The 11,921-nt window shown below is 73.7% G+C and carries 7 protein-coding genes; 3 read left to right on the plus strand and 4 right to left on the minus strand.

Features of this window, described 5'->3' with window-relative positions; translation table 11 throughout:
• A complete protein-coding gene (locus AB0C78_RS29165) occupies window positions 1-195 on the minus strand; it encodes a DUF3046 domain-containing protein (protein ID WP_151538366.1) in 195 nt (64 codons plus the stop codon).
• A 9-nt stretch (window positions 196-204) separates the two neighbouring features.
• Window positions 205-1,512 carry an alpha/beta hydrolase gene (locus AB0C78_RS29170; protein WP_360753854.1) on the minus strand — a complete coding sequence of 436 codons (1,308 nt, stop codon included), beginning with the start codon at window positions 1,510-1,512 and terminating at the stop codon, window positions 205-207.
• 99 nt (window positions 1,513-1,611) lie between these two features.
• On the opposite strand from AB0C78_RS29170, the gene AB0C78_RS29175 reads away from it, so the two are divergent.
• Window positions 1,612-6,267 (plus strand): ATP-dependent helicase, encoded by a 4,656-nt coding sequence (locus AB0C78_RS29175; protein WP_360753856.1) that lies wholly within the window; start codon window positions 1,612-1,614, stop codon window positions 6,265-6,267.
• Window positions 6,268-6,273: 6 nt separating this feature from the next.
• Here AB0C78_RS29175 and secA2 read toward each other — a convergent pair whose 3' ends face one another.
• Window positions 6,274-8,607 carry an accessory Sec system translocase SecA2 gene (gene secA2, locus AB0C78_RS29180; protein ID WP_360753858.1) on the minus strand — a complete coding sequence of 778 codons (2,334 nt, stop codon included), beginning with the start codon at window positions 8,605-8,607 and terminating at the stop codon, window positions 6,274-6,276.
• Window positions 8,608-8,839: 232 nt separating this feature from the next.
• Between secA2 and AB0C78_RS29185 the strand changes: the two genes are divergently transcribed.
• The gene (locus tag AB0C78_RS29185; protein ID WP_360753861.1) at window positions 8,840-8,974 is read left to right on the plus strand and encodes a hypothetical protein; all 135 of its coding nucleotides are present in this window, start codon (window positions 8,840-8,842) and stop codon (window positions 8,972-8,974) included.
• A gap of 138 nt (window positions 8,975-9,112) precedes the next feature.
• Here the strand turns inward: AB0C78_RS29185 and AB0C78_RS29190 are convergent, their stop codons facing one another.
• Complete coding sequence (locus AB0C78_RS29190; protein ID WP_360753862.1) at window positions 9,113-10,336, minus strand: ROK family transcriptional regulator; 1,224 nt, start codon at window positions 10,334-10,336, stop codon at window positions 9,113-9,115.
• Window positions 10,337-10,588: 252 nt separating this feature from the next.
• Between AB0C78_RS29190 and AB0C78_RS29195 the strand changes: the two genes are divergently transcribed.
• Window positions 10,589-11,863 (plus strand): extracellular solute-binding protein, encoded by a 1,275-nt coding sequence (locus tag AB0C78_RS29195; protein ID WP_360753865.1) that lies wholly within the window; start codon window positions 10,589-10,591, stop codon window positions 11,861-11,863.
• Window positions 11,864-11,921 lie beyond the last annotated feature (58 nt).

Consider the following 11,921-nt stretch of genomic DNA (forward strand, 5'->3'; position numbering starts at 1 on the left):
CTACTGGAGCCTGGAAGGGACGTCGAAGGTGGCGACGACGGCCTGCCAGACCTGCTTGGCGGGCTCGCCGTCCGCGAGGGCCTGCTCGATGGTGCGCCCACCCAGTTCGGCCATGACGTAGTCCTTGGCCACGCTCTGGGCGTAGGCCTCCCCGAACTGCTGGTTCATCCGGTCCCAGAAGACTGTTAGGCGCACGCGTCCACGCTATCCGACGGACGGCCCGTCCAAGGACTGCGCGACCTCGCCGGGGACGGCGGGGCCGGTCCCTTGGCGGTACTGGCGGTGCAGGCCGGTCAGGTAGCGTTCGACGCCTTCGACGACGCGGGCCGTCCGGTAGGAGGGGAAGACGTCGAAGGCGTGCTGCCCGCCCTTCATCTCGGCGTAGATGACGGGCGCCTCGGAGACGTCGCGCAGCCGCTCGACGAAGCGGCGCGCCTCCGGGACGGGGATGAGCGAGTCGTGGCTTCCGTGGATGACGAAGAAGGGCGGCGCGTCCTTGCGGACATAGGTGACGGGCGACGCCTTGGCGTACACCTCGCGGTTCTCCTCGAACGGCAGTTTGACGACCATCTTCTCCATGATCCGGGTCGCCCCCATGGGCACCGGCCACGGCCCGGCGTCCACGAGGTTGTAGACGCCGTAGAAGGGGACGGCGCCCTGGACGGTGGTGTCCACGTCCTCGAAGCCGGGCTGGAAGTCGGGCACGTTCGCGGTGAGCGCGACCAGCGCGGTGAGGTGGCCGCCCGCGGAGCCGCCCGTCACGCACAGGAAGTCGGGGTCGGCGCCGTACTCCTCGGCGTGCTCCTTGTACCAGGCCAGGAACCGCTTGAGGTCGATCAGGTGCTCCGGCCAGGTGGCGCGCGGGCTGAGCCGGTAGTTGACGTTGAATCCGACCCATCCCTGGACGGCCATGTGGTTGAGCAGGGGCAGCCCTTGTTCGCGCTTGTCGCCGATGACCCATGCGCCGCCGTGGATCTGCATGAGCCCCGGCCGCAGCCCGTCGGCGGGGCGGTCCTTCGCGGGGCTGTACACGTCCAGTTTCAGGCGGAGCCGGCCGTCCTGGTGGTAGACGACGTTGCGCTGCACCTTCACGCCCTTGCGCGGGATCAGGCACAGGGGCGGGACGAACAGGGGCGCCAGCGGGAAGCGCGGTGCGCCGTCCGGGTCGAGGTCGAGGGGCGCTCCGCTCTCCCGGAGCGTGACGACGGTACGGCGGGACGCCAGGATGATGGCGACGGTCCCGGCGGCGGCGAGGACGCCGAGGACGAGGCCCGCCCAGCCGGCCCAGCCGTCCAGCCCGCCGTACGCGGCGGTGAGGGCGAGCGCGGCGATCTCGGTGACGAGCAGGTGCGGGGCCATCTCGATGGTGAGCCAGCCGGAGAAGAAGCTCGGCACCAGCAGGAGGGCGCTGCGCCTGGGGGCGTGCGCGTTGGCCGCCAGCAGGGCGAAGATGATCCCGAAGGCGAGCAGCAGGTAGGGCATCGCGACTCTCAGCAGTCTTCTCGGCGGCATGCGTCCTACCGGTAGACCATGCCCATACAAGCGCTTGCTTACAACGTGACGCGCGCCACGCCTTCGCATTCTGTCGGACCCGCGAGGCAGTATGGCGCCATGGGCGGTGACGTGCTCGAACGCTTCTCCCCGGCGACCCGCGAATGGTTCACCGGGGCGTTCGCCGCGCCCACCCCCGCGCAGGCGGGGGCGTGGGAGTCGATCGCCGGCGGCGACAACACCCTGGTCGTGGCGCCGACCGGGTCCGGCAAGACCCTGGCCGCGTTCCTGTGGTCGCTGGACCGCCTCACCGCGACCCGGCCGGGCTCCGGCGAGCCCGACGCCGCGGCGAAGCCCGATCCGCTGCGCCGCTGCCGCGTGCTGTACGTCTCGCCGCTGAAGGCTCTGGCCGTCGACGTGGAGCGCAACCTGCGCGCACCGCTCACCGGCATCCGGCACGCCGCCCGCCGGCTCGGCCTGCCCGAACCGGACGTCCGGGTCGGGATGCGGTCGGGCGACACCCCGGCCGACGAGCGCCGCCGGCTCGCCGTGAAGCCGCCCGACATCCTGATCACCACGCCGGAGTCGCTGTTCCTGATCCTCACCTCGCGCCCCCGCGAGTCGCTGCGCGGCGTCGAGACGGTGATCGTCGACGAGGTGCACGCCGTCGCGGGCACCAAGCGCGGCGCGCACCTGGCGCTGTCCCTGGAGCGGCTGGACGCCCTGCTGGAGCGGCCCGCCCAGCGGATCGGCCTGTCGGCGACCGTGCGGCCGCCGGAGGAGGTCGCGGCGTTCCTCGGCGGGACGCGGCCCGCGTCGGTCGTGCAGCCGGGCTCGGACAAGGTGTTCGACCTCGACATCGTCGTCCCCGTCGAGGACATGGGCGAGGTGGGGCAGTTCGTCGCCGAGTCCGGCACCGCCGATCCGCGGCAGCGCAGCATCTGGCCACACGTGGAGGACCGGCTCCTCGACCTGATCCAGGCGCACCGCTCGACGCTGGTGTTCGCCAACTCGCGGCGCCTGGCCGAACGGCTCTGCGGCCGCCTCAACGAACTCGCCTATGAGCGCGTGACGGGCGAGCCTCTCCCGGAGAACCACTCCCCCGCCGAGCTGATGGCCGAGGCGGGCTCGGCCCGGGGCGCGCCGCAGGAGATCGCGCGCGCGCACCACGGGTCCGTCTCCAAGGAGGAGCGGGCCGGGATCGAGAACGCGCTCAAGGAGGGCCGCCTCCCGGCGGTCGTCGCCACCTCCAGCCTGGAGCTGGGCATCGACATGGGCGCCGTCGACCTGGTCGTCCAGGTGGAGTCGCCGCCGTCGGTGGCGAGCGGCCTGCAGCGGGTCGGCCGCGCCGGGCACCAGGTCGGCGCGGTGTCCAAGGGCGTCATCTTCCCCAAGTACCGCGGCGACCTCGTCCAGACGGCCGTGGTGGCCGAGCGGATGCGCGGCGGCGAGATCGAGGAGCTGCACTACCCGCGCAACCCCCTCGACGTGCTCGCGCAGCAGATCGTCGCGATGGTCTCCATGGACGAGTGGACCGTCGACGACCTGGAGTCCCTCGTCAAGCGCGCCGCCCCGTACGCGACGCTGCCGAGGTCGGCGCTGGAGGCGACCCTCGACATGCTCGCCGGGCGCTACCCGAGCGACGAGTTCGGGGAGCTGCGCCCGCGCCTGGTCTGGGACCGCGTCACCGGCGTCCTGCACGACCGGCCGGGCGCGCAGCGCCTCGCCGTGACGAGCGGCGGCACCATCCCCGACCGCGGCCTGTTCGGCGTGTTCCTCGTCGGGGAGAAGTCGTCGCGGGTCGGCGAGCTCGACGAGGAGATGGTCTACGAGTCGCGGGTGGGCGACGTGTTCGTCCTGGGCGCCAGCTCGTGGCGGATCGAGGACATCACCCCCGACCGCGTCCTGGTCTCGCCCGCGCCCGGGCAGCCCGGCAAGCTGCCCTTCTGGCACGGCGACGCGCTCGGCCGCCCCGCCGAGCTGGGGCGCGCACTGGGCGCGTTCACCCGCGAGCTGGCGGGGCTGCCCGCCGAGGAGGCCCACGAGCGGGTCACGTCCGCCGGTCTGGACGCCTGGGCCGCCGGGAACCTCGTGTCGTACCTGGGCGAGCAGCGGGAGGCCACGGGGCACGTCCCCGACGACCGGACGATGGTCGTCGAGCGGTTCCGCGACGAGCTAGGCGACTGGCGTATGGTCGTGCACTCCCCGCTGGGCGCGCGCGTGCACGCCCCGTGGGCGCTGGCCATCGCGGGCCGGCTGCGCGAACGGTACGGCGTCGACGCGCAGGCCATGCACGCCGACGACGGCATCGTCATCCGCATCCCCGATATGGACGAGCCCCCGAGCCTCGACCTCGCGGTGTTCGACGCCGACGACATCGAGCGCATCGTGGTGGACGAGCTGGGCGGCTCGGCGCTGTTCGCGGCGCGGTTCCGCGAGTGCGCCGCGCGTTCCCTGCTGCTGCCGCGCCGCCGCCCCGACAAGCGGATGCCGCTGTGGCAGCAGCGCCAGCGCGCCGCGCAGCTGCTGGCGGTCGCGAGCAAGTACCCGTCGTTCCCGATCACGCTGGAGACGATGCGCGAGTGCCTGCAGGACGTGTTCGACGTCCCGGGCCTGGTCCAGCTGATGCGCGACATGTCCGGCCGCAAGGTCCGGCTCGTCGAGGTGGAGACGCCCGAGCCGTCGCCCTACGCGCGCTCCCTGCTGTTCCACTACGTCGGCGCGTTCATGTACGAGGGCGACTCGCCGCTGGCGGAGCGCCGCGCCCAGGCGCTGGCGCTCGACTCGGCGCTGCTCGCCGAGCTGCTCGGCCAGGCCGACCTGCGCGAGCTGCTCGACCCGGACGCCGTCGCCGACATCGAGCGCGAACTCCAGCGCCTGACGCCCGACCGCCGCGCCCGCGACCTCGAAGGCGTCGCCGACCTGCTGCGCACCCTCGGCCCGCTCACCACCACCGAGGTCGCGCTGAGAACGACCCTGGCACCCGACGCCGCCCCGGATCCCGATGGCGAACCCGGTCCCCTCGATGCCGACGCCGCGCCGGACGTGCTCGTCCACGCGTCGCGGTGGCTGGAGGAGCTCGAGGCGACCCGCCGAGCGATCCGCGTCCGCGTCGCCGGGGAGGAGCAATGGGCCGCGATCGAGGACGCGGCGCGGCTCCGGGACGCGCTCGGCGCGCCGCTGCCCGTCGGCGTCCCCGAGGCGTTCCTCGAACCGGTGGACGACCCGCTGGGCGACCTGGTGTCCCGCTACGCGCGCACACACGGTCCCTTCCGGACCGGCGAGGTCGCGGTGCGCTTCGGGCTCGGCGCGGCCGTGGTCGCCGAGACGCTCCGCCGGCTGGCGGGCGCGGGCCGGGTCGTCGAGGGCGAGTTCCTGCCCGTCGAGGCCGTCGCGGGCCCGCTGACCAGCGAATGGTGCGACACCGGGGTGCTGCGGACGCTGCGGCGCCGGTCGCTGGCGCGGCTGCGCGCCGAGGTGGAGCCGTCGCCGCCGGAGTCGCTCGGCCGGTTCCTGCCGGTCTGGCACGGCATCGCGGGCGGGTCGCGGCTGCGCGGCATCGACGCGCTCGTCCAGGCGATCGAGCAGCTCCAGGGCGCGGCGGTCCCGGCTTCGGCGCTGGAGTCGCTGGTGCTGCCATCGCGGGTCGCGGGCTACTCCCCCGCCATGCTGGACGAGCTGACGTCCGCCGGCGAGGTGGTCTGGGCGGGCCAGGGCGGGCTGCCCGGCGGCGACGGCTGGGTCGCGCTGTACCTGGCCGACACCGCGCCGCTGCTCATGCCGGAACCCGCGGAGATCACCCTCACGCCCGCGCACCAGGCCGTGCTGGACGCCCTCGACGGCGGCGGCGCGCTGTTCTTCCGTACCCTCTCCGACCGGGTGAACGCGCAGGTCACCACCGCCGACGCCGACCTCGCCACGGCCGTGTGGGACCTGGTCTGGGCGGGGCACCTGACCAACGACACCCTCGCCCCGCTGCGGGCGGCGCTCGGCTCGGGCCGGCCCACGCACCGGTCGCGGACGACCCGGCGCGGCCGTCCCGTCCTGCCGTCCAGGACGGGCCCGCCGACGGTCGCGGGCCGCTGGTGGCCGCTGCCGGCGCGCGAGACCACCGCGACGCTGCGCTCGCACGCGCTGGCGGAGGCGCTGCTGGAGCGGTACGGCATCGTCATCCGCGGCGCCGTGGCGGCCGAGCGCACGCCCGGCGGGTTCTCCGCGGTGTATCCGGTGCTGCGCGCGTTCGAGGAGAGCGGCCGGTGCCGGCGCGGGTACTTCGTCGAGGGCCTGGGCGCGGCGCAGTTCGCGCTGCCCGGGGCGGTCGACCGGCTCCGCGCGCTGCGCCCGTCGGCCGCGGCGCCCGACGACATCTCCGCGCTCTGGGAGACGCCCCGCAAACCGGACGTCCGCGCGCTGGTGCTCGCCGCCGCCGACCCCGCGAACCCGTACGGCGCCGCGCTGCCGTGGCCCGGCCGCGACGACGAGGTCGCGAGCGGCCACAAGCCGGGCCGCAAGGCGGGCGCCCTCGTCGTGCTGGTCGAGGGGCGCCTCGTCCTCTACGTGGAGCGCGGCGGCAAGACGCTGCTGACCTGGGACGACGACCCGGACGTGCTGCAGCCCGCGGTCGACGCGCTCGCGCTCGCGGTCCGCGAGGGGGCGCTCGGCAAGCTGACCGTCGAGCGCGCCGACGGCGCGGCGATCAACGACTCGCCGCTCGCCGCCGCCCTGGAGTCGGCGGGCTTCCACCCCACCCCCCGGGGCCTGCGCCTGCGCGCGTGACGGGGCTCAGCGGCGGCGGCCCTTGAACATGGAGATCAGGCCGCGGAGGGCGCGCTCGTCGAGGGAGCCGAACGGGTTGTCGTGGACGAGGTACGTCCAGGTCGCGGACGGCCGCTTCAGGCCGGCGGCGTCGAGGTCGACGCCGGCCTCGGTCGCGGTGAGGTCCGCGAACGCGGCCGCCGCCCGCCGCCGGGCGTCGCCGAGGAGGCGCTTGCCCGCCGGGACGGCCTCCCGGTTGAACTCGACCAGCGGGTCCAGCCCGCGGCCGAGGGAGCGCAGGTGGATGCCCTCGCGCAGGTCGGCGAGGAAGGCCAGGTGCTCGGCCCAGCAGCGGTCCAGCTGGTAGAGGACGACCTGCCGGGCGGCCTCCGCGACCGCGTCCGCACCGGCGATCTTCACCAGTTCGGCGTGCTCGGCGGGGGCGTCGGCCGCCATGGCCTTGTCGGCGGCGTCACCGGTCAGGACGGCGTCGCGCTCGGTGAGCACCTCGCGGCGCTGCAGCCCGATGAGCTGGTTGTAGCGCCAGGTGTTGCGGTGCAGTTCGAGGTCGACGCCCTCGGCGACGCGCTGGGCGTGGCCGACGATCCAGTGCGCGCCCTTGTCGTCGACGCGGCCGTCGTCCGCGGCGGGGCCCTTGTAGGTCTCGTCGGGCGCGTAGCGGGTGACGAGGTCGTCCTGGAGGCTGGTGAAGAACACCGACCCGCCGGGGTCGCCCTGCCGGCCGGCGCGGCCGCGGAGCTGATCGTCCAGGCGGCTGCTGTGGTAGCGGCCGGTTCCGATCACGAGCAGGCCGCCCGCGTCGGCGACCTGGTCGCGGCGCGCCGCGTCCCGGTCGGCGGGCGCGGTGCCGGGGACGGGCGCGCCGGGGCCGCCGCCGAGCCGGATGTCGGTGCCGCGGCCCGCCATCTGGGTGGAGACGGTGACCGCGCCGGGCGCGCCGGCCTCGGCGATGATCGCGGCCTCCTCGGCGTCGTTCTTGGCGTTGAGGACGACGGGGTCGACGCCCGCGCGGACGAGCCGCCGGGCGAGCCGCTCGGACTCGGCGACGTCGCCGGTGCCGACGAGGACGGGCCGCCCGGCGGCGTGCGCGGCGACGATCTCCTCGACGACCGCGACCTCCTTGTCGGCGGTGGTGGCGTACAGGCGGTCGGGCTCGTCGTCGCGGACGCAGGGCCGGTTCGGCGGGACGACGGCGATCTGCAGCCCGTAGAACTCGGTGAGCTGCCCCGCGACGGCCATCGCGGTGCCGGTCATCCCGCAGCGGACCGGGTAGCGGCCGATCAGCTCCTGCACGGTGATCGAGTCGAGGATCTCGCCGGACGGCGACGCCTCCAGCTCCTCCTTCGCCTCGACGGCCGCCTGCAGGCCGTCCGGCCAGCGCTGCAGCAGCGCGACCCGGCCGCGCGACTCGCTGATCAGCTTCACGGCGCCGTCGCGGACGATGTAGTCGACGTCGCGGTGCAGGAGCACCTCGGCGTGCAGCGCGACGTTCACCGCGGTCAGGGTCGCGAGGTTCTCGGGGGCGTACAGGTCGAGGCCGAGGACGCGCTCGACCTCGCGCGAGCCCGCGGCGGTCAGCTGGACGTTGCGGGCCTCCTCGTCGGTGGCGTAGTGCAGGCCGGGCCGCAGCCGCCGGACGAGGTCGGCGTACCGGGGGTCGGCGGGGTCGAGGTCGGCGGCGCCGGCCAGCACCAGCGGCACCATCGCCTCGTCCACCAGCACCGAGTCGGCCTCGTCGATCAGCGCGACGGACGCCGCGGCCTGCACGGCGTCGGCGGGGTCGGTGACGAGCCGGTCGCGGAGCAGGTCGAAGCCGATCTCGCTGACGGGCCCGTACACGACGTCGGACCGGTACGCGGCGCGCCGCTCGTCCGGCGTGGAGGACTGGCCGATCGAGGCGGCCGTCACCCCGAGCATGGCGTAGAGCGGTCCCATCCAGGCGGCGTCGCGGCGGGCGAGGTAGTCGTTCACCGACATGACGTGGACGCGTTCGCCGCGCAGCGCGTACCCGGCGGCGGCGAGGGCGCCGGCGAGGGTCTTGCCCTCGCCGGTGGCCATCTCGGCGACGTGCCCGGCGAGCAGCGCCAGGGTGCCGGTGAGCTGGACGTCGAAGGGCCGCTCGCCGATCGCGCGGCGGGCGGCCTCGCGGCCGAGCGCGCAGAACTCCGGCAGGTCGGCGATCAGGTCCGGGGCGGACGCGGCGGCGGTCAGCTCCGCGTCGGTGAGGCCGCGCACCCGCTCCTCGCGCCGTCCGGCCTCCTCGGCGACGGCGCGGAACGGTGCGAGGTCGACGCTTCCGGGCTTCTGGACGAGCCGCCGGAATCGGTCACGCAGCGCCATAACGCCCCCTCGATGGCTCGGTCACGGTCCCCCCAACGGCCGGGTCGGATCCCTCGTTCCACATGATCACCGCGGAAGGTCTCCGGAAGATCTCCGGGAGGTCTCCGCACGAGGTCTGACCTCGAATTCATCCCCAAGATGGATCCCCGCGAGCCCCTTGTTTGAGACCATGGAGGCATTACGGGGTTGCGGTGGCCACGGGGAGAGCGTCACCGCGGAACGGGGTTTCGCCATGACACCTACGGCACGGTGGGCCGCCGCGCAGCGGCGCAAGCGCCAGATCATCAGCCAGACGGTCATCGACCGCGCGCTCAACGACCCGCGGCGCCATGACCAGCCCGCGGCCGTCGCCGCGCAGGAGAAGTAACCGGCCACCCGGCGCACGCGCCGGGTGACACAGGTACGAGTGAGCGCCCCCGCGTCAGGCGGGGGCGCTTCGGCATGCCCGCACGAGCCGCGCCACCCCGCCACGCCCCGCCACGGCCCAGCGCGGCCCGGACCGGGGTCAGTCCTCGCCCGCCGAGAAGACCTCGTCGCGGGCGCGCTCCAGGGCGGCGTGCAGGGCGCCGCGCAGCACCGGGTTGCCCTCCACCTCCGTCACCGCGACGGTGGGACGGGTGGGGCTGATCCGCCCGACGGCCCGTTCGATGCGGGTGGCGAGGGGCGCCCCGCCGGCCCGTCCGAGACTGCCCGACAGCACCACCAGCCCCGGGTCCAGGACGATGTTGACCGAGGTCACGCCGTAGGAGAACCGGTTGGCGAGCTCGTCCAGGAACGCCCCGCCGCGGGACTCGTCGGCCGCCGCCGCCCGGACGCACTCCACCGCGGTCGCCTCGGTGATGCCGTGCTCGTGCGCGAGGGCGCGGACCCCGTCCGCGCCGACCAGGGCGCCGTAGCCGCCGGCGAGGGTCGGGATCCCCCACGAGGTCGACTCGGTGACGCCGCCCTCCTCCTCGGGGACGCGGCGGGCGGTGCTCAACGGCAGCGGCGCCCCGGGGACGGGCAGGTACCCGATCTCCCCCGCGCCGCCGGACCGGCCGCGGTGCAGCCGGCCGCCGAGCATCACCGAAAGGCCCATGCCGCGGTCGAACCACATCAGCGCGAAGTCGTCGGTGTCGCGCGCGGCGCCGTAGGCGCGCTCGGCGACCGCGGCGAGGTTCACGTCGTTCTCGATCGTCACCGGGCGGCGCAGGTCGGTGCGCAGGGCGGCGAGCACGCCCTCGTGCCAGGCGGGAAGGTCGAAGGAGAACTGGACGTCGCCGGAGCGCGGGTCGACGACGCCGGGGGTGCCGATGACGAAGGCGCTCAGCCTGTTCACCGCCACCTTGGCCGAGCGGCACGCCTTGACAACCGCGTTGTGGACCATCTTGACGGGCTCGTCAGCGCCGTTCGGATCGACGGTAACCTGGGCGACCATGCGTCCGGTGATGTCGGCGACGCCCGCGGTGACACCGTCCGGCCCCACCTCCAGACCCGCGACGTAGGCGCTCGACGGCACCACGGCGTACAGGGCGGCGTTCGGCCCGCGGCCCCCGGCCTGTTCCCCGACGACCGCCACCAGACCGCGCTCCTCGAGCCGGGACAGCAGTTGGGAGGCGGTGACCTTGGAGAGCCCGGTGTGCTCGCCGATCTGCGCGCGCGTCAGCGGGCCGTGCTCGACGAGCAGGTCCAGCGCCGCGCGGTCGTTCAGCTCACGCAGCAGCCGCGGTGTTCCCGGGCGTCTGGCCATGCTGGTACCCCTCGATGTCTCAATCCGCTAACGGGCGGTTTTGTTTAGGAAAGTTTCTTGTTAGTTTACCCGCAAGCGCCGACCGTCCCCTCATCCGGGGAGGGGCGTGCAGAGCGCCGACTGGCGAGCAGGGCGCCCGCGAGCGACGCGACGGCGAGCGGGGCATGTCCCGGACCCTAAAGGGTCGGGGCGTGCTCCACTCGCACCGCAGGCCACAAGGCCCCGCGAGGCGATGCCGGAAAGGAACCCCCAGTGAAGTACATCAAGGTTGCGGCCACGGCGGCCGCGATCGCCCTGGCCGCCACGGCCTGCGGCGGCGGAGACGGCAAGAAGGACGACGACTCCGGCGCGGGCAAGGACCCGGCGCAGCTCAAGGTCTGGATGATGGGCGACGGGACCACCGAGCAGACGAACTTCCTCAAGGGCGTCGAGACGGAGTTCAAGCAGAAGCACCCGAACACGGCCGTGCAGATCAAGTACGTGCCGTGGCCGCAGGTCGCCACCACCTTCCAGAAGGCCGCCGCCGGCGGCGAGGGCCCGGACGTCACCGAGCTCGGCAACACCGACGTCCAGTCGCACATCGAGCAGGGCAACCTCGCCGAGGTCACCGACGAGATGGCGGGCTGGGCGGACAACAAGACCCTGAACAAGACCGCCCTCGCCAACGACCAGGCGGACGGCAAGACCTACGCCGTGCCGTGGTACGGCGGCGTCCGCGCCATCTGGTACCGCAAGGACTGGTTCGACGAGCTGAAGATCCAGCCGCCCGCGAACTGGGCGGACCTGGTCGCCGCCGCCAAGAAGGTCCAGGACGCCAAGAAGGTGCCCGGCATCGGCGCCCCGAGCGACCAGACCAACGCCCTGGTCAGCTTCATCTGGGGCAACGGCGGCGAGGTCGCGGTCAAGGACGGCGGCAAGTGGACCGGCAAGCTCGACCAGCCGCAGGCGATCGAGGCGGTGAACTTCTACGCCGGCCTCGTCAGCAAGGAGAAGGTCGCGCCGGAGAAGTACGTCGGCAAGAACGAGCTGGACGGCCCGCAGCGCGACTTCGCGCTCGGCAAGCTCGGCATGTACATCGACGGCAGCTGGGCGCTGGCGCAGATGAAGAAGATCTCCCCGAAGAACGCCGACAAGTGGGCGGTCTTCCCGATCCCGGCCAAGACGGGCGGGAACGCGCCGGTCATGGCGGGCGGCTCCGACCTCGCCGTCTGGAAGGACAGCAAGGCCAAGAAGGCCGCGTTCGACTACATCACGATCCTCAACAACGCCGCGAACGCCAAGAAGTGGGCCGACATCAGCGGCTTCTCCTCGATGCGGTCGGACGTCCAGTTCTCCGACCCGGCGCTGGCGCCGTTCACGCAGATCGCGACCAACACCAAGTTCACCCCGATCAGCGCCGGCTGGGGCGACTTCGAGCAGTCCAAGAAGGTGCTGCCGAACGCGGTGAAGGCGATCATGCAGGGCAAGTCGGCCGACGACGAGATGAAGAAGGCCAACGAGCAGGCCAACGAGCTGCTCAACCAGTAGCACCGAACGTCCGGCGGGCCCGCGCCGCATGTCCCCCGCGGGCCCGCCGGACTCGGTG

The organism is Actinomadura sp. NPDC048394, from assembly GCF_040651755.1.
In the GTDB taxonomy this organism is placed as follows: Bacteria; Actinomycetota; Actinomycetes; order Streptosporangiales; family Streptosporangiaceae; genus Spirillospora; species Spirillospora montaniterrae.